The following is a 17,130-nucleotide window of genomic DNA, read 5'->3' as shown; positions in this document are numbered from 1 at the left end:
AAGGCTTTATCCGCTGTGCTTGCCGCCCAGTTCGCGGTGGCGCTGCAAGGTGGTCCAGCGGTCTCCAAAGTGCTGGGCCAGCGCATTGACCAGGTAGACCGAGCGGTGCTGGCCGCCGGTGCAGCCCACCGATACCGTGGCGTAGCTGCGGTGGTTTTTCACCAGCTCCGGCAGCCAGTTGTCCAGAAAGCGGATGATGTCGTTTTGCATCTGCAGCACCTTGGGCTGCTGAGCCAGAAAGTTGGCGACCGGCGCTTCCAATCCTGTGTGCGGGCGCAGCTCGGGCTCGTAGTAGGGGTTGGGCAGCATGCGCACATCGAACATGTAATCGCTGTCTATCGGGATGCCGTGCTTGAAGCCAAAGGACTGGAACAGCAAGGTCAGGCTCGATTGCGGTGCCTGGATCCAGTCCTTGATCTGCGCCTGCAGCTGCGAGCCGCGCATATTGCTGGTGTCGATGACATGGGCCTGTTCGCGCAGATCGGCCAGCAACGCGCGCTCTTCCTCAATCATCTGCACCAGCGCGCGCGGGCCTTCCTGCAGTTTTTCGTTGGTCAGCGGATGGCGCCTGCGGGTTTCGGAAAAGCGGCGCATCAGCGTATCGCGCTGCGCATCCATGTAGATCAGCCGTACCTGGGCGCCAGCGGCGCGCAGGCGGTCGAGCTGCGCAGGCACCAGGTACAGGCCCTTGGCACTGCGCGCATCGATGGCGATGGCCACGCGGCTGCCATGCTGCCACTGCTCCAGCGACACCAGCGCCTGCAGCAGCTCGGGCGGAAAGTTGTCCACACAGTAGTAGCCCACGTCTTCAAGCGCGTGCAGCGCCACGGACTTGCCCGAGCCGGCCATGCCGGTGATGACCACCACTTCGAGCGGCTGTGAGAGGGATGTCTTAACGGTCATTCATTCCTCCGGCAATCATCTCTTGGGCATGGGCCCGGCTCGTCGCAGACAGGTTCTCGCCGCCGAGCATGCGGGCAATTTCATTGATCCGCTCGTCATCGGCCACGGTGCGGATATGGCTGGTGGTGCCGCCCTTGCTGCGCTGCTTGGCCACCAGGAGGTGGTGGTCGCCGCGCGCGGCCACCTGGGCCAGGTGGGTCACGGCCAGCACCTGTCGGTCGCGCCCCAGTGCCCGCATCACGCGGCCGACCGAATCGGCCACGGCGCCGCCAATGCCCGAGTCGATCTCGTCAAAGATCAGTGTGGGTGCCTGGCCGAGCTGGCTGGTCGAGATCGCAATTGCCAGCGAGATGCGCGAGAGCTCGCCGCCCGAGGCCACCTTGGCGATCGGCTTGGGGTCGGTGCCCGGGTGGCCGGCCACCAGCAGCTCCACATCGTCGATGCCATCGCTGCGCGGTTCGCGCGCCGGGCTGACCTGCGCCACAAAACGGCCGCCGGCCATGCCCAGGTCCTGCATCGCCGCAGTGATGGCCTTGGACAGGCGCTTGGCCGCCTGTTGGCGCGCCTGGCTCAGCGTGGCGGCTACCTTTTGGTAGGCCTCCTGCGCCTGCTGGGCATTCTTGGTGAGCTGCACCATGTCGGACGAGGCCTCCAGCGCCAGCAGCTCGGCATGCCAGCCCTGCAGCAGCGCGGGCAGGTCTTCGGGCGCACGCTTGTAGCGGCGCGCCAGCGATATCCAGCTGCCCAGGCGCTGGTCCAGCTGTTCGAGCTTGTCCGGGTCCAGCTCCGCATGGCGCAGGTAGCCGTTGAGCGAGCGCATCACGTCTTCGAGCTGGGCCAGGCAAGACTCCAGCGACTCGGCCATCGCGGAGAAACCGGGCTCCACATGGGCCTGGTCCTGCAGCGCGTGCAGGCTGCGGTTGACCTGCGTGATGGCGCCACCGTCTTCGCCTTCCAGGCTGGCGATGGCATTGTTGGCCGCATCCATCAAGGCCTGGGCATTGGACAGGCGCCCGTGCTGGGTGTTGAGCTCTTCCCATTCCTGGGGGCCGGGCGCGAGCTTGTCGATTTCGGCAATCTGCCAGAGCAGGCGTTCGCGCTCGCGCTGGTGGGTTTCTTCCATGCTGCGGGCCTGTTGCAAGGCCTTGTCGGCACTGCGCCACAGCGCGTAGGCGCGCTGGGTGGGCGTGCTGTCGGCGCCGGCATAGGCATCGAGCAGCTGGCGCACCGATTCGGGCTGGGTCAGCCCCTGCCAGGCATGCTGGCCATGGATATCGACCAGCGCGCCGGCAATGCTGCGCAGCTGCGTGGCGGTGGCGGGCACGCCATTGATCCAGAACTTGCTCTTGCCCTGCGCATCGATCACGCGGCGCAGCAGCAGGGTTTCTTCGCCCGGCATGTCGTTGTCGCTGAGAAAGCCTTCCAGCGTGGCAGGCGTATCGAACTCGGCCATCAACTCGGCGCGGCTGGCGCCCTGGCGCACAAAGCCGGTGTCGGCGCGGTGCCCCAGCACCAGCTGCAATGCATCGATCAGGATCGATTTACCGGCGCCCGTCTCGCCCGTCAGCGCCGTGAAGCCGGTCTGGAAATCCACCTCCAGCTGCTCGACGATGACGAAATCACGCAAGCCAATGCGTCTGAGGCTCATGGCGTGATGCCCCCTTCGTTCCAGCCCAGCTTTTTGCGCAAGGTGGCGTAGTAGTTCCAGCCACGGGGGTGCAGAAAGCGCGCCTTGTGCGGCGCGCTGCGCACCAGAATCTTGTCACCGCGCAGGATGGAGGCCAGCGACTGCATGTCGAAATTGGCAGCGACATCGCGCCCGCCAATCACCTCGATCGAAATTTCCTGCGTGTCCGGAATCACGCTGGGCCGGTTGGACAGCATGTGGGGTGCAATCGGCGCCATCACCCAGCAAGGCACCGTCGGGTGCACGATGGGGCCGCCGACCGACAGCGCATAGGCAGTCGAGCCCGTCGGTGTCGCAATGATCAGACCGTCCGCACGCTGGTTGGCGACCAGCTGGCCATCGACCTCGACCCGCAGCTCGACCATGCCCGAGGTACCGCCCCGGTTCACCACCACATCGTTGAAGGCCAGGGCCTCGAAGACGCATTGGCCTTCGCGCATCACGCGGGCGTGGATCATCGAGCGCACTTCTTCTTCGTATTCGCCGGCCAGGATGGCCGACAGCGGGCCCATGAAGGTCTGCAGCGGCACGTCGGTCACAAAGCCCAGGCGCCCCTGGTTGATGCCGACCAACGGCGTGTTGTACTGGGCCAACTCGCGTCCCACACCGAGCATGGTGCCGTCACCGCCCAGCACGATGACCAGGTCGCAGCGCTCACCGATCTGCTGCATGCTGAGCGTGGGGTAGTGTTCCATGCCGGTGAAGGCGGCGGTTTCCTTCTCCAGGAATGCAGTGCCGCCCTGGGCCTCGATATAGCAGGCGATCTGGCTGAAGGCCGCATAGGACTGCTGGCGCACCTCGGCAGTGGGGGGCGCATGGTGTTTGCCGATCAGGGCAATATGTTGAAAGCGAGACTGCATACGCAAATTACATCACCAAAGTGACGCAATCTTTTTGAATTTCTTGAGCAGCCCCAGGTTGCAGCTGCTGCCTGCCCTGCGAAGGCATGCCGCGCCGGTAGCCAGGGCTGGGCCTGAAGTCACTCGGGCGTGTGCAGGCAGACGCACCGGGCAGCCACAGCGCCATTGTTGCATGGCTACAAAAATCCAGAGCAGCGCAGCCCTTCCGAGCGTTGCGGCGCTCCGGTGTTCGGGCATCCGGCACTGCCCCGGCCCCTGCATTACCCTCGGTCCGCGCAATACCTGCCGCCAGGACCGGCGGACACGGATAAAATGCGCCCATGCTCGATGACCGTGCCCGGCTGCTGCTCAAAACCCTGGTGGAACGCTATATTGCGGATGGCCATCCGGTGGGATCCCGTGCACTCACGCAGGAGCCCGGACTGGATTTTTCGCCGGCCACCATCCGCAACGTGATGGCCGACCTCGAAAGCCTGGGCCTGATCGCCAGCCCCTACACCTCCGCCGGCCGCATTCCCACCGCCAAGGGCTACCGCCTGTTTGTCGACACGATGCTGACGGTGGATGCGGACCAGGTCGTCGCCGCCGAAATTGCGCCTGAGCAACCGCAAAAGGTCATCACCAGCGCCGCAGGCGTGCTGTCGGAGCTGTCGCAGTTTGTCGGTGTGGTGCAGGCGCCGCGCAAAAGCTCCTCGTTCCGGCATATCGAGTTCTTGCGCCTGTCGGAAAAGCGCATTTTGCTGATCCTAGTCTCGCCCGAAGGCGATGTGCAAAACCGCGTGATCTTCACCGAATCGGACTATTCCCAGAGCCAGCTGATCGAGACCGCCAACTACCTCAATGCCCATTACGCCGGACTGGCGATGGAGCAGGTGCGGCAGCTGTTGCGCAAGGAAGTCGACAGCCTGCGCGACGAGATTGCCGCGCTGATGCTGGCGGCGGTGAATGTGGATGAAGATGCCGAAGCCGCCCCGCATGAACTGGTGATTGCCGGCGAGCGCAACCTGCTGGCCGTCAGCGATTTCAGCAACGACATGACCAACCTGCGCCGGGCCTTTGACCTGTTCGAACAAAAGACCCAGATCCTGCACTTGTTGGAGAATTCCAACCGCGCCGAAGGTGTGCAAATCTACATCGGCGGTGAGAGCCAGCTGCTGTCCGTCGAGGAGCTTTCGGTGGTCAGCACCCCCTACCAGGTCAATGGCAAAGTGGTGGGCACCCTGGGCGTCATCGGCCCCAAACGCATGCCTTACGAGAAGATGATTCAGATCGTTGGAATCACCTCAAAGCTCGTCTCCAACGCACTGAGCCATCCGAAATAAACGCTAGAATGCAAAGCTTCACTCGCCGGGGATCCCGGCAAGTGGTGGTGCCGGGGCGTTAGCTCAGTTGGTTAGAGCAGAGGACTCATAATCCTTTGGTCGCGGGTTCAAGTCCCTCACGCCCTACCATATTCATTGGCTGCACAGCTATCATTTTTGATGCTGTGCGGCTTTTTTATTGGTGCTTATGTGCATAGCTTATGCACTGTCTTGCTGGCAAAGCGGCGCCGATTGCCTGGTAGAGCTCAGGCCTCGCCCTGGACCTGGTCCATTGCGGGGGGCGTCAGGAATACATCTCCTGCAGTGCCTTGAGACAAGCTTGCGTTACGTGGGTTTTCAGATCGCCCCGTTTATCAATGAGGCGTGACTTGTCTACTGCTCGCATCTGGTCCAAAAGAATCAGTCCCTTGCTGCTTTGAAATGTCACCGGAATGCGGAATGGGGCAGCATGGCTGCCGGTTGTCATCGGTGCGACCGTAACGATGCCCAATGCGAGGTTCATTTCATCGGGCGACAGCACCACGCAAGGGCGCGTCTTCTGGATTTCCTTGCCCTGTGTGGAATCAAGATTGATGAGCCAGATTTCACCGCGCTTGACACAGTGGCTTGCGCTCACCATTCGACAGGTCCCCCGGTAAGTTGCGGGCTGGAGGTTTCTTCTCCCCAAACAAGATCTGCATCCGCTGCGTTGCCGAACTCGCCCATGACAAGACGGTCATCATTCGATTGAGCTATGGCAGCCGCAGCCTCTGCCCAGCCGCTGCGTAAAGCAGGCTGGGCCTTGATGACGATCGATCCATCGATGACTTCGACGTCAGCTACCTGTGCTGTGTCCAGGCCGGCCTGAGCCAGCAAGGCTTTCGGTAACACGACTCCCTTGCTGTTGCCGAATGCGCGAATGGTGAGCTGCATAGTCACTCCTTAGTTATAACTATGTTATTACAATCCAGATTTCAGCGCAAGCTCGGTAGAGTCGGTATCCAACGGGAAGGAGCCGTTCATAATCAGCCCCCAATATGTTCGAGAGGCCCATTTCTCATGGTGGACAAATCCTGGTTGCAGCAGCAGGTGCTGGAGCGGCTTGCGGCGGACCTGTTGCAGGTCGAGCAGGCAGTGAGCGTTGCGCATGAAGCGGCGACGCATGAGGAAAACATTGCCGAAAACAAGTACGACACCTTGGGTCTGGAAGCGGCCTACCTGGCGACGGGCCAGGCGCGCCGCGCAGAAGCCATCCGCCAGGCGCTGGTCCAGTGGCGGCTCTTTCGCCCGCAGCCCTATAGCGCCAGCCAAGGCATACAGCTGGGTGCGCTGGTTTGTCTGCTGGGTGCGGATGAGAAACAGCAGCAGATCTTTCTCGGCCCTGAAGGGGGAAATATGAAGCTGCTCATCGGTGCTGAAACCATCCAGGTCATCAGCACCCAAGCCCCGTTGGGCAAGGCGCTGCTGGGCAATGGCGAAGGGGACGAGGTGACCTTGGAGCTGGGGCAGGCCAAGCAGCAGTGGGAAGTGCTGTGCGTGCACTGAGGTTCTCAACGCTGACGGCCCTGGTGCTGCAGCTGTAGCCCGGCTTTGGTTTGGGCCTGCGTGCGTCCCCGCAGAATGGCCGCCAGTGCGGGCACGGGTTCGATCTGCCCGGCTTGGCGGTCAGGGCCCGCTGTCAGCGCAAAGCTGGCGTCGCTTGGGGTGTAGCGAGGTGTATGCGATGGACGCTGGCTTAGCCCCTTCCCCAAACCGTCGAGCGCGACGTATTGAACATCTAAATCTTCTGATAAACGGGAGTATCAGGTGCCGGACCAGGGGCGGTTCGGGGCTGAACACCGGTGTCAGCGAACATGCGGAAAGCGCTGGCGAACCGAAGTCCTGCATAGGCCGGTGCGGACGGTAAAGGCGGGGAGGGACCTGGTCGCGAGCGGCACGATGTCCTGTGTCCCATTGTGCCGACGAGAAGTCAATGGTTGGCGTGGCGTGCAGATGGCATCGCCAAGGACCCACTCGATGATTTTGTTCGCCGCCTCACAGGCGGTGGGCGCCGGTGGCCTCCCACTCCTGGCTTTCTTGATGACAAGGCGTGGTGCGATTCTGAGCCCAGCTCAGCGACGCCTGAACTGCGGATTGCCTTGAACCAAGCCCTGATCGAACCGCGAGACGCGCTATCGCGGGAGGCAGCATGCGCTACATCAAATAATTGCAAAAAACTATTGAAAAATTAAAGTCAATAGTCGTAATTCCGGGTTTGAAAAATATCGCAATGTGCCATCATGAAATCAATGTTTATTCGTTAGCCGATAAAAATTATCAGATTAACTCATGACGAATTGGAATACCTGGCATGGGTCGCAAGCCAGGGGCAACATCTGATGCAGGCCGTATGGCGCAGTAACGTTTGATAGTTGGAGGTCCCATTGCATCCATATGAGATGCGCTTTTAACCAAGGAGGGTGGTATGAGGAGAGTATACCTAGGGATGGTGCTGCCATCGGTAATATTTAGCACGGCTTACGCACAAGACGCGTTTGAGTTAGCCATCGTGGGCGATCCGCAGCTTTCCTGGAGCTGTCTCAGCGAAGGGGCTTCATTGCCCAATACTTACTGTGCCGATCCAAAAAACCGAAGCAAAAGCAAGGAGGTTCAGGCGGAGGAGTTCAATAAAATTTTCATGGACAGCATTCTCAAGCTCAAGGAAGCGGGAGGTGATAAATTCAAAGGGTTGGTGATCAACGGAGATCTGACTGAGTTTGGCGATCAAAAAGGGAATTTTGAAAAATTCAAAAGACTGTATAAATTGAATGACAGGAATTACAGGGATGAACTGAAATTCGACATCTGGCCAGGCTTGGGAAATCACGATTATCAGAATAACATCAACGATTGTGGACTCAGGGCAACGCCGGTGTGGAATAAGTGCGCCGCAGTGATGATGCAGTTCATGGGGGAGTGGATGATAGATGCCAAAAGCCGTGGATCTATCCAGAATTACGATATGCCGGTTTTCAGGAAGAACCCGCTGCAGGCACAGAACCAGAGAAATGTGACAGGCAGTCTTTCCTATTCATGGCAGATTGGTGAATTTCACTTCGTACAGCTGCAGAATTATCCGACCTATACCGTGAACTTTAAACGAGGGTACAGCTCCGGAATATCTTCCTGGACCATGCGTGCTGTCAGTGCCAACCACAAAGAAAAGGATTCTGACGTGGGTTGGTTGGAAAAGGACCTGCGGGAAGCAGTAAAGAGCGGTAAGCGAATTATCTTGAACTGGCACCAGTTTACCGCTTATGACCGTCGGGGCGATGAATCCACCCATTGTCTGCGCAATGATACGAACAATGGCAAGGTCACATTCTGCCAACGTGATGTCGATGCATTGAAAGCGATGCTCCAGCCCTTCGCATCGAATATCGACGCCATTTTTATTGGGCACCACCATCGTCGGATGGGAAAGTGGGCGGCTCATACACTGTCGCTGCAGCAAGGTCGCCATGCGATAGAGGTTCCGGTGTACTACTCGGGGTCACCCGTCGCAGGCCGGTACTTGAAGGCAACGTTCAACAATACCAACAAGAAGTTCTGTCTCCATTCGGTTCAGGCTGGAAATGTACAGGCTCAGCAGGAATTGGTAGCAGACTGCCGGAAATGATATTTTCTGTGCATTGAACTGGCTAAGCCTCCTCTTGAAAATGGGAGGCTTTTTGCTTGCTAAAGGCAATCAAGCAGTGGCAGGTGTTATTGATTCAGTCGAATGACCGGGCACTCGGAGGCTGATTGAGCTTGGCGTGTGGTCAGGTGCTATTTTGAACTTCACATTGCTGATGTGATATATATATTATTTTTATGAAGAGCTTCATATTTATTGTCTTAATGATTGCTGGTGCTTCATTTGTCTTCCATAGATTTATGAATGCCAGCGCACCTGCCAGCCAATCTGCAATGTATGCCCCGTTGGAGAATGAGAGTTCTCAGGCCGCCTCTGAAAAGGTAGCGGTATTGGATGGTCGGTTGAAAACAACCGTTGCCCCCACACAGGCTCCTGAGCTTGTATTCAGTGTGGGCGACATTCCCTCAGAGGATGAAAAGCTCTTGGAACTCGCAACACTTCCTGAGTACGGTTATCGGCTTTGGTTGATGCTGAAGACATGCGAAAAAACAAGCGATGACGCACATTCAGCAGCATATGACGCGGAGGATAAATTGCTGGCAGAGGCGTGCCTGCGGATTGCAGCTGCCATTGGAGATAGAAGCAAAGAAATGATCAGGCGAGCAGCCGAAGCTGGTGTTGTGCAGGCGCAAATGGACTATGTCAATTACGCAGTTTTTAATACGGAGAATTCGGATTCGGTGATCTTGCAGCCAGAGCAAATACCGATGGAAGATAAAAAACTTGCGCTGGATTTTTTGAATGCGGCAGCAAATTCTGGTGCGGTTGAAGCCATGATCATGCTGGCAGCTGTCTATGACGCAAATGTGCTGACACCTGCCAGCCGTGTGACAAGTTATGCGTGGGATTACGCAGCCCATTTGACAGGGCTTGCTGATAATAGCGATGCGCTTTTGGATGAGCGAGAGAGAAATTTGACGCCTGAGGAATTGAGGGATGGGCGCAGGCTCGGGGAAGGTTTTTATGGGGCCTGCTGCCGCCATCAACAATGATGGCCTTGCCATCGTGCCTTGCACGAATTCATCAGGTCATGCAATGATCAAAGAGTGTGCCGTGCCGGATGCGTGCTGCCGTCCGTGCACAGACTGAGCCATCCACAGCGCTGGGCCGTTGGCTGATGGCGCCAGGAAACGACGAAGTTGTGACGGGAAAAAAATGCCTGGCTACATGGAAAACCGCTGGCTAGCAAAAACGACCACTGGAGTGAAACCCAGTAGGTCGCCCCACGATGAAACAAGGAACCGCGGCAATCGCTGTACCTTGGGTCGATCATATTCGCAAATGAGAATTATTCGCAAATAACCACTTGCGTACCAGGGCAATCCTGCGCCGCGGCACCTGTGGCACGCACCGTCGCACCCCGCCGGGCGGCGGTGGCGCGTTGGTCCAGATCAAGGCGGAGGCGATGGCTCCCGGACTGCGTACCGATTTGCCACGCTTGCGGCGTAAGATGGCTGCGCCTCGCTGTGCGCATCACGGATGGTGCCCCTGCAGCGTGGCAGCCCCCGTGTATATGCCGGCTGGTGCTGCCATCGCTGCGGTATGCGAGGTACTCCTCGAACGGAATAGGACCTTCATCATGACTGTCAAAGCCTACGGCGCCCACGCGGGTGACCAACCTCTTGAAGCGCTGCATATCGAGCGGCGAACGCCAGGCGCCCAGGATGTGCAGATTCGCATTGCCTACTGCGGTGTCTGCCATTCCGACATCCACCAGGTGCGCTCCGAATGGGCCGGCACGCTCTACCCCTGTGTGCCGGGGCATGAGATTGTCGGCGAGGTGGCGGCCGTGGGCGCAGACGTCACTGAGTTCAAGCCGGGCGATCTGGTCGGGGTTGGCTGCATCGTCGACAGTTGCCAGCACTGTGTGGACTGCGGCATGGGGCTGGAGAACTACTGCAACCACATGGTCGGCACCTACAACGGGCCTACCGCCGATGCGCCGCGCCATACCCTGGGCGGCTATTCGCAAAGCATTGTGGTGCACCAGCGCTATGTGCTGCGGGTCAGCCATCCACCGGAACAGCTGGCCGCCGTGGCGCCGCTGCTGTGCGCCGGCATCACCACCTATTCGCCTCTGCGCCACTGGCGCGTGGGGCCGGGCCACAAGGTGGGCGTGGTGGGCATTGGCGGGCTGGGCCATATGGGCATCAAGCTGGCGCACGCGATGGGCGCGCATGTGGTGGCGTTCACCACGTCCGAATCCAAGCGCGATGCGGCCAGGGCGCTGGGCGCCGCCGAGGTCGTGGTCTCACGCAATGCCGATGAGATGGCCGCCCATGCGCAAAGCCTGGACTTCATCCTCAACACCGTCGCCGCGCCGCATGACCTGGACCCGTTCTTCCATCTGCTCAAGCGCGATGGCACGATGACCCTGGTGGGTGCGCCGTCGACCCCGCATCCATCGCCCGGCGTGTTTGGTCTGATCATGAAGCGGCGTAGCCTGGCAGGTTCTTTGATCGGTGGTATCCCCGAGACCCAGGAGATGCTCGACTTCTGCGCCGAGCACGGAATTGTGGCGGACATCGAGCTGATCAAGGCCGAGGAGATCAACGACGCCTACGAGCGCATGCTGCGCGGCGATGTGGCCTACCGCTTTGTGATCGACAACGCCACGATCTGATCCGTCGATAGCCTGACGATCTAAGCCCATGCAGTGCATGCCTACCGGCAAGCACTGCATTTTTCTTGTGGGTTGCGGCGGAACTTGTGCCCCGGGGCCGCCTCAGACAGCGGCCTTTTGTTTTTTGGTATTGGCCGCTATGTTGTCACGTCGCTCCCTGGTTATGTCTGGCAGTCTGTCTGCGGTGATGGCTGCGCTGCTGCCGATGGGCGAAGCGCTGGCACGCAGCCCGCAGCCGCCGCGCAACATGCCGGTGCTGTTCATCGGCCATGGCAGCCCGATGAATGCCATCAGCGCCAACCCCTTTACCCAGCACCTGCAAAGCTGGGGCAGCAGCCTGCCCAGGCCCAGCGCCATCCTGGTGGTGTCCGCCCACTGGCTCACGCGCGGCAGCACCGGGGTGACGGTGAATGACAAGCCCGCCACGATCCACGATTTCTCGGGCTTTCCGGCCGAGCTGCATGCGATGCAGTACCCGGCCGCCGGCCACCCGGCGCTTGCGGCGAAGGCGGCCGCGCTGGTGCGCAGCGGCCAGGCGCAGCTGACGGACCAATGGGGGCTGGACCACGGCACCTGGACCGTTCTGCACCACCTCTATCCCCAGGCTGACGTGCCGGTGTTCCAGGTCTCGATCGACTACAACCAGCCCGGCCCCTACCACTATGCGGTGGGCAAGGAGCTGGCTGCGTTGCGTGCGCAGGGCGTGCTGATCATCGGCAGCGGCAATATCGTGCACAACCTGCGGGCAACGGTGCGCGGCGCGCCCGAAGGGCTGATGGCCGCCCGCGACTGGGCCCAGCAGTTTGACGAAGCGGCCAAGCAGGCCTTGTTGGCAGGCAACCAGGAGGCCCTGGTGGCCTACCAGCAGTTGCATGCCTCCGCCCGGATGGCCGTGCCCACGCCGGACCACTACTGGCCCTTGTTGTATGCGCTGGGCGCTGCCCACGGCAGTGGTCCGGCGCGCCAGGTGTTCGAGGGCTTTCAGTCGGGCACCATCAGCATGCGCTGCCTGCAGTGGGATGCCTGATCAGCGCAGGCTGAGGAGCGCTTCGGCCAGGCGCTGCACGCCCCGCTCAATCTCGGGCAGGTCCAGCAGCGCATAGCCCATCACCACGCCGGCTTGGGCGTGCCCGGCAGGCTGCCGGTACAGCGGGCTGATCGGGTAGACGCGCACGCCGCGCTGCGCTGCCGCTTGCACCAGCTGCGCCTCCTGGCTGGCGGCCAGACCAGGGAACCATACCGACAGATGCAGGCCGCTGGCCGCACCCTGTATGCGCACCTGGGTGCCCAGATGCCGCTCCAGCGCCTGCAGCAAGGCCTGCTGGCGCGCATGCTGTTTGCGCCGCATGCGCCGCACATGGCGGGCATAGCTGCCGTCGTCGATCAGCTGGGCCAGCGCGCGCTGGGGGCCGGTGGCGGTGTGGCGGTCGGTCAGCAGCTTGGCCTGGGCAAACAGGCTGGCCAGCGCCGGGGGCAGCACCATATAGCCCAGGCGCAGCTGGGGCGACAAGGTTTTGGAGAAGGTGCCCACGTGGATCACGCAGTCCGCGCTGTCCAGCGACAGGAGGCTGGGCTCGGGCCGCACGCCGTAGCGGTAGTCGCTGTCGTAGTCATCCTCGATCACCCAGCAGCGCTGCGCACGTGCCCAGTCGAGCAGCGCATGCCTGCGGGCCATCGGCAGGTAGCCGCCCAGCGGAAACTGGTGGCCCGGCGTCACATAGGCCAGCCTGGCGGGCGCCTGCGCGGTCAGCGCGGCCAGTTGCGCGGTCTGCAGGCCATCGTCATCCACATCGGCGCAGAGCAACTGCGCGCCATAGGCCTCAAACACCTGGTGCGCCATGCGGTAGCCGGGGTTCTCGACGACCACCGGATCGCCCGGGTTGAGCAGCAGCCGGGCGCAGAGATCCAGCGCATGCTGCGAGCCGTTGACGACCAGGATCTGCGCGGTCGAGCAGGCCAGGCCGCGCGTCTGGTGCAGGTGCTGCTGCAGCGCCTGGCGCAGCTCGGGCGCACCCAGCGGCGATGCGTACTCCAGCCGCTGGCTGCGCTGGCCTTCGGCCCGGCGCAAGGCCTTGAGCCAGGGCAGGGTGGGGAAGTCGCGGCCCGCCAGCGGCCCGTAGACAAAGTCGATCACCCCGGCGGGATCGGGCGCAGCCGGGCGCAGCGGCATGGCCTGCAGCCGCTGGGCAAAGGCGGACAGGCGCTCGGTATCGGGCTGCGTTCGCTGCGGCTCGGAGGCCGCGGCACCCCGGCCCTGCGCGCGGATGCGGTCAGCAGCCCCTGCGGCCACACGCGTGGCCGCCCCGGGCCGGGTATCGACAAAGCCGTCCGAGGCCAGCTGCTCATAGACCAGGCTCACGGTGCCGCGCGACACCCCCCGCTCAGCGGCCAGCGCCCGGGTCGAGGGCAGGGCGGTGCCGGCCGCGTAGCTGCCATCGCCAATGCGCGCGCGGATGTCGCGGTACAGGCTGCGGCTGCTGGGGCGGGTGGGCGAAGGTGCTGGCATTGCGGGCAACTGGACCAGTGATTTTGTTGAAAACTGGCTATTTTTAACCAGAAGCTGGAGCCGCACAATCCGGGCTTGGCCGTGACCCAGCTCGGGAATGGCAGCTGTTTTGACAGGATGAAAGAATGTTCAAAGGTTTGAGTGCGTTCGCGCTGACCCCCATGGATGAGCACGGCATCGATATGCCGGCATTGGCGCAGCTGGTGCAGCGCCTGGTGACCGCTGGTGTCGATTCCATCGGCGCGCTGGGTTCCACCGGCAGCTATGCCTATCTCTCGCGCGCGGAACGCGCTCAGGTCGCAGCGCTGGCGGTCGAGCAGGCCCAGGGCGTGCCGGTGGTCGTGGGCATTGGCGCGCTGCGCACCCGTGATGTGCTGGCCTTGGCCGATGATGCGCAAAAGTCCGGTGCCAGCGGCCTGCTGCTGGCCCCGGTCTCGTACCAAAAGCTGACCGACGACGAGGTCTATGGCCTCTTCCAGGCGGTGTCGCGTGCGGTGTCGGTGCCCATCGTCGTGTACGACAACCCCGGCACCACGCGCTTTGAATTCAGCGACGCGCTGCATGGCCGCATCGCGCAGTTGCCCCATATCGCCTCGATCAAGATCCCCGGCGTGCCGGCAGATGCGGCCGAGGCCCAGGCACGTGTGCAGCGCTTGCGCGCTGTTGTGCCGGCCCATGTCAGCATTGGCGTCAGTGGCGATGCCTTGGGCGCCAAGGGCCTGGTGGCGGGTTGTGATGCCTGGTATTCGGTCATCGGCGGCCTCTGGCCCCAGACCACGTTGGCGATCACCCGCGCTGCGCTGTCGGGCCAGGCAGCGCTGGCGCTGGCGCTGTCCAACCGCCTGGCGCCGCTGTGGGCCTGGTTCCAGCAAAAGGGCGGCAGCCTGCGCTCGGTCGCGACTGCGGCCGAGCTGATGGGCCTGGTCCGCTCGCCCTGCCTGCCGCTGCCGCTGCACACCTTGCAGGGGGCCGACCGCGAGGCACTGGCCGCGATGCTGAAAACGCTCGATCTGGCCTGAGCCCGCGCCGCACTCAAACCGCTATGTGCCGGGCCTGCGCGCGCAGCAGATCCATAAAGCGCTGCTGCTCCTGCGAGGCCTCCTGGTCCTTGCGCGTCAGCATGCCAAACGGGGCCATCGGCACATCGATCTGCACCGGCAAGGTCTTCACCAGGCCCATGCGCAAATAGTCCTTCAATGCCGAGTCGGACAGCAGCATCACCGCATCGGTCAGCTGCACCAGTTGCTGCATCGAATAGACGGAGCTGCACTCGGTGACGTCGGCCGGCACCGGCAGCTCCAGCTGCTGCAGCAGCTGGTCCAGCGCGATGCGCGCCGGCGTGCTGGCCGGCTGCAGTATCCAGGGCCAGTCGCGCACCAACTCTTCCCAGCTCAGCTTGCGGCGCCGCGCCAGCACATGGCCGCTGCGCACCACCACCAGCAGGCGTTCATTGCCCAGGGCCTCGAAGTCATAGGCCTCGCTGTCGCCGGCAATGCGGCGGCGCGCAATGGCCAGGTCAATGCGGCGCTGGTCCAGCAGGCGCAGCACCTGGTCGCTGGTGTCGCCCATGATGCGCAGGCGCAGCTGCGGGTTCTGCGCTTTCATCTCGGCCACGGCCGTCATCACCAGGTCGGGCGCCGCGCCCATGATGGTGCCAATCGCCAGGTAGCCATAACCGCCTTGTCGGCGCACCGCCAGGTCCTCGGCGCAGCGGTCCAGGCTGTTGAGCAAGGCCTCGGCAAAGCGCACCAGCTGCAAGCCCAGCGCGGTAGGGCGCATGCCGCGCGGCAGCCGCTCATACAGCTGGCAGCCAAACATGTCTTCGATCTCGCGCAGCATGCGGGTGGCAGCCGGTTGCGACATCGACAGGCTGATCGATGCGCGGTGCAGATTCAGGCTCGATCCCAGCGCCACCAGCATGTGCAGATGCTTGTAGCGCAGGCGGTTGAGCAGGCTGCGTTGCAACGGTGGTGTGGCCGGTAAAGCGGGTTTTGCAGACATAAATAAAAGGTATCGGATATGACTGAAATTTGATTTGTTAGGCATCAATCATGCGCGTACATTCAGCTCCACACAAGAACGAATATCCCTTCCAGGAGACAAACATGAACGCCTTCGCGCACACTTTTTTCAGACCCCCCGCCTCACGACGGCGCTAGCGCAAGCCGCGCCCCACCGGCGCAGCAACCGCTACGCCAGCTTCTCCTTTCTCGCTCCTGCAGCGCCTGCTCTTTCGTAGGCGTGCTGGCCGCGCATTGTCTTTAAGGATTTGTCGTGAAAAAACTCCCCGCTCCCCTGCTCGCCAAGATTTCCTGGCGCCTGCTGCCCTTCCTGCTGCTGATGTACATCATGGCCTTTCTGGACCGGGCCAATGTGGGCTTTGCCAAGGTGGCCTTCCAGGCCGATACCGGCATCAGCGACGCTGCCTTTGCGTTTGGTGCCGGCGTGTTCTTTGTCGGTTATGCGCTGCTCGAAGTGCCCAGCAATCTGATCATGCACCGCATCGGCGCACGCATCTGGATGTGCCGCATCATGGTCACCTGGGGCCTGGTGTCGGCCGCGATGATGTTTGCCCACAATGAAACCACCTTCTATGTGCTGCGCTTCCTGCTGGGCGTGGCCGAGGCGGGCTTCTTCCCCGGCGTCATCCTGTACCTCACCTACTGGTTCCCCGCTGCGCACCGGGCGCAGGCGATGGGCTTTTTCTACTTCGGCGCGCCGCTGGCCTTCATCTTTGGCAGCCCCTTGTCGGGCCTGCTGCTGGAGCTCGATGGCATGGGCGGCTGGCACGGCTGGCAATGGCTGTTTGCCGTGGAAGGCCTGATGGCCGTGGCCGTCGGTATCTGGTCGTACTTTTACCTGACCAACCGCCCGGCCGACGCCCAGTGGCTGACGGCCGACGAGCGCCGCCAGGTGCAGGAGATCATCGACAGCGAAGAGCGCGCCAAGGGCGGCCACCAGCACAGCCTGCTCGCTGCCATGTGCCAGCCACGCGTGCTGTATCTGGCGCTGGTCTATCTGCTGATCCAGGCCAGCGTCTACGGCGTGGTGTTCTACCTGCCCAGCCAGGTGGCGGGCCTGTTGGGTACCAAGGTGGGTCTGCAGGTGGGCCTGGTCTCGGCCATCCCCTGGCTGTGCGCGCTGCTGGCGGCCTGGTGGGTGCCCGGCCTTGCCCAGCGCAGCCAAAAGCCCCGCAGCGTGGCCAGCATGACCTTGCTCGTTGCCGCCATCGGCATGGCCGCCTCGGTGAGCTTCTCCAGCCCGCTGCTGGGTGTCGCAGCCCTGTGCTTTGCGGCGGCAGGCTTTATCGCGGTGCAGCCGGTGTTCTGGACCTTTCCTGCCAACACGCTGGCCGGCGCAGCTGCAGCGGGTGGCATTGCGCTGATCAATTCACTGGGCGCTGTCGGCGGCTTTGTCGCCCCCATCGTCAAGAACTGGGCCGAGGGCCATTTCCATTCACCCGCCGCAGGCCTGTACCTGCTGGCAGGCACAACGGTACTGGCAGCGCTGCTGGTGCTGGGCATCCGGGCCCGCCTGGCGCCCGCTGCGCTGCAGCCCCAGGCCGCTGCCTAAA

General features: G+C 62.1%; 15 protein-coding genes and 1 tRNA gene. 9 read left to right on the top strand and 7 right to left on the bottom strand.

What is annotated here, in order from left to right; translation table 11 throughout:
* Positions 1–6 precede the first annotated feature (6 nt).
* Genes rapZ through ACCQ08_RS10240 form a run of 3 tightly spaced genes read right to left on the bottom strand, consistent with a single transcriptional unit; the run spans position 7 to position 3,450 of the window.
* Positions 7–903: an RNase adapter RapZ gene (gene rapZ, locus ACCQ08_RS10250; protein ID WP_373449732.1), complete on the bottom strand. Its 897-nt coding sequence runs from the start codon at positions 901–903 to the stop codon at positions 7–9.
* The gene (gene recN / locus ACCQ08_RS10245) at positions 893–2,551 is read right to left on the bottom strand and encodes a DNA repair protein RecN (protein ID WP_312451896.1); all 1,659 of its coding nucleotides are present in this window, start codon (positions 2,549–2,551) and stop codon (positions 893–895) included. The genes rapZ and recN overlap by 11 nt, the downstream gene beginning before the upstream one ends.
* Positions 2,548–3,450 carry an NAD kinase gene (locus tag ACCQ08_RS10240; protein ID WP_239810852.1) on the bottom strand — a complete coding sequence of 301 codons (903 nt, stop codon included), beginning with the start codon at positions 3,448–3,450 and terminating at the stop codon, positions 2,548–2,550. Before ACCQ08_RS10240 ends, recN begins: the two co-directional genes overlap by 4 nt.
* A 320-nt stretch (positions 3,451–3,770) precedes the next feature.
* Between ACCQ08_RS10240 and hrcA the strand changes: the two genes are divergently transcribed.
* A complete protein-coding gene (gene hrcA, locus ACCQ08_RS10235; RefSeq protein ID WP_239810853.1) occupies positions 3,771–4,772 on the top strand; it encodes a heat-inducible transcriptional repressor HrcA in 1,002 nt (333 codons plus the stop codon).
* A gap of 52 nt (positions 4,773–4,824) precedes the next feature.
* Positions 4,825–4,901: transfer RNA gene (locus ACCQ08_RS10230), tRNA-Ile, on the top strand.
* A gap of 154 nt (positions 4,902–5,055) precedes the next feature.
* On the opposite strand, the gene ACCQ08_RS10225 is transcribed toward ACCQ08_RS10230, so the two are convergent.
* Both ACCQ08_RS10225 and ACCQ08_RS10220 read right to left on the bottom strand, forming a co-directional pair.
* Positions 5,056–5,391, bottom strand: coding sequence for a type II toxin-antitoxin system PemK/MazF family toxin (locus tag ACCQ08_RS10225; protein ID WP_373449731.1), 336 nt, complete (start codon positions 5,389–5,391; stop codon positions 5,056–5,058).
* A complete protein-coding gene (locus ACCQ08_RS10220; protein WP_239810855.1) occupies positions 5,385–5,684 on the bottom strand; it encodes an AbrB/MazE/SpoVT family DNA-binding domain-containing protein in 300 nt (99 codons plus the stop codon). Before ACCQ08_RS10220 ends, ACCQ08_RS10225 begins: the two co-directional genes overlap by 7 nt.
* Before the next feature lie 129 nt (positions 5,685–5,813).
* Here ACCQ08_RS10220 and ACCQ08_RS10215 point away from each other — a divergent pair, with 129 nt between their 5' ends.
* The 5 genes from ACCQ08_RS10215 (at position 5,814) to ygiD (ending at position 12,077) form a co-directional block, all read left to right on the top strand.
* Positions 5,814–6,296: a GreA/GreB family elongation factor gene (locus ACCQ08_RS10215; protein ID WP_373449789.1), complete on the top strand. Its 483-nt coding sequence runs from the start codon at positions 5,814–5,816 to the stop codon at positions 6,294–6,296.
* 919 nt (positions 6,297–7,215) lie between these two features.
* On the top strand, positions 7,216–8,409 hold the full coding sequence (locus ACCQ08_RS10210) for a metallophosphoesterase (RefSeq protein ID WP_373449730.1): 1,194 nt from the start codon (positions 7,216–7,218) through the stop codon (positions 8,407–8,409).
* A gap of 194 nt (positions 8,410–8,603) precedes the next feature.
* A complete protein-coding gene (locus ACCQ08_RS10205; protein WP_373449729.1) occupies positions 8,604–9,419 on the top strand; it encodes a hypothetical protein in 816 nt (271 codons plus the stop codon).
* Between the two features lie 587 nt (positions 9,420–10,006).
* On the top strand, positions 10,007–11,050 hold the full coding sequence (locus ACCQ08_RS10200; RefSeq protein ID WP_373449728.1) for an NAD(P)-dependent alcohol dehydrogenase: 1,044 nt from the start codon (positions 10,007–10,009) through the stop codon (positions 11,048–11,050).
* A 163-nt stretch (positions 11,051–11,213) separates the two neighbouring features.
* Positions 11,214–12,077: a 4,5-DOPA dioxygenase extradiol gene (gene ygiD / locus ACCQ08_RS10195; RefSeq protein ID WP_373449727.1), complete on the top strand. Its 864-nt coding sequence runs from the start codon at positions 11,214–11,216 to the stop codon at positions 12,075–12,077.
* Here the strand turns inward: ygiD and ACCQ08_RS10190 are convergent, their stop codons facing one another.
* Positions 12,078–13,556 (bottom strand): PLP-dependent aminotransferase family protein, encoded by a 1,479-nt coding sequence (locus ACCQ08_RS10190; RefSeq protein WP_373449726.1) that lies wholly within the window; start codon positions 13,554–13,556, stop codon positions 12,078–12,080.
* Between the two features lie 125 nt (positions 13,557–13,681).
* Here ACCQ08_RS10190 and ACCQ08_RS10185 point away from each other — a divergent pair, with 125 nt between their 5' ends.
* The gene (locus ACCQ08_RS10185; RefSeq protein ID WP_373449725.1) at positions 13,682–14,575 is read left to right on the top strand and encodes a dihydrodipicolinate synthase family protein; all 894 of its coding nucleotides are present in this window, start codon (positions 13,682–13,684) and stop codon (positions 14,573–14,575) included.
* 13 nt (positions 14,576–14,588) lie between these two features.
* Here ACCQ08_RS10185 and ACCQ08_RS10180 read toward each other — a convergent pair whose 3' ends face one another.
* Entirely contained in the window at positions 14,589–15,557 is a 969-nt protein-coding gene (locus ACCQ08_RS10180; protein WP_373449724.1) for a LysR family transcriptional regulator, read from the bottom strand.
* A 273-nt stretch (positions 15,558–15,830) separates the two neighbouring features.
* Here ACCQ08_RS10180 and ACCQ08_RS10175 point away from each other — a divergent pair, with 273 nt between their 5' ends.
* A complete protein-coding gene (locus tag ACCQ08_RS10175; RefSeq protein WP_313336606.1) occupies positions 15,831–17,129 on the top strand; it encodes an MFS transporter in 1,299 nt (432 codons plus the stop codon).
* The last annotated feature ends 1 nt before the right edge of the window (position 17,130 follow it).

This window comes from Comamonas sp. SY3 (assembly GCF_041730275.1).
GTDB classification, from domain to species: domain Bacteria; phylum Pseudomonadota; class Gammaproteobacteria; order Burkholderiales; family Burkholderiaceae_C; genus Comamonas; species Comamonas sediminis.
Note: the sequence above shows the minus strand (reverse complement) of the source record. Positions and strands in the feature narration are given on the sequence as shown.

Excerpts from the sequence above, each read along its gene's own strand:
- rapZ (WP_373449732.1), bottom strand. The coding sequence starts at position 903 with ATGACCGTTAAGACATCCCTCTCACAGCCGCTCGAAGTGGTGGTCATC.
- recN (WP_312451896.1), bottom strand. The coding sequence starts at position 2,551 with ATGAGCCTCAGACGCATTGGCTTGCGTGATTTCGTCATCGTCGAGCAG.
- ACCQ08_RS10240 (WP_239810852.1), bottom strand. The coding sequence starts at position 3,450 with ATGCAGTCTCGCTTTCAACATATTGCCCTGATCGGCAAACACCATGCG.
- hrcA (WP_239810853.1), top strand. The coding sequence starts at position 3,771 with ATGCTCGATGACCGTGCCCGGCTGCTGCTCAAAACCCTGGTGGAACGC.
- ACCQ08_RS10225 (WP_373449731.1), bottom strand. The coding sequence starts at position 5,391 with ATGGTGAGCGCAAGCCACTGTGTCAAGCGCGGTGAAATCTGGCTCATC.
- ACCQ08_RS10220 (WP_239810855.1), bottom strand. The coding sequence starts at position 5,684 with ATGCAGCTCACCATTCGCGCATTCGGCAACAGCAAGGGAGTCGTGTTA.
- ACCQ08_RS10210 (WP_373449730.1), top strand. The coding sequence starts at position 7,216 with ATGAGGAGAGTATACCTAGGGATGGTGCTGCCATCGGTAATATTTAGC.
- ACCQ08_RS10205 (WP_373449729.1), top strand. The coding sequence starts at position 8,604 with ATGAAGAGCTTCATATTTATTGTCTTAATGATTGCTGGTGCTTCATTT.
- ACCQ08_RS10200 (WP_373449728.1), top strand. The coding sequence starts at position 10,007 with ATGACTGTCAAAGCCTACGGCGCCCACGCGGGTGACCAACCTCTTGAA.
- ygiD (WP_373449727.1), top strand. The coding sequence starts at position 11,214 with ATGTCTGGCAGTCTGTCTGCGGTGATGGCTGCGCTGCTGCCGATGGGC.
- ACCQ08_RS10190 (WP_373449726.1), bottom strand. The coding sequence starts at position 13,556 with ATGCCAGCACCTTCGCCCACCCGCCCCAGCAGCCGCAGCCTGTACCGC.
- ACCQ08_RS10185 (WP_373449725.1), top strand. The coding sequence starts at position 13,682 with ATGTTCAAAGGTTTGAGTGCGTTCGCGCTGACCCCCATGGATGAGCAC.
- ACCQ08_RS10180 (WP_373449724.1), bottom strand. The coding sequence starts at position 15,557 with ATGTCTGCAAAACCCGCTTTACCGGCCACACCACCGTTGCAACGCAGC.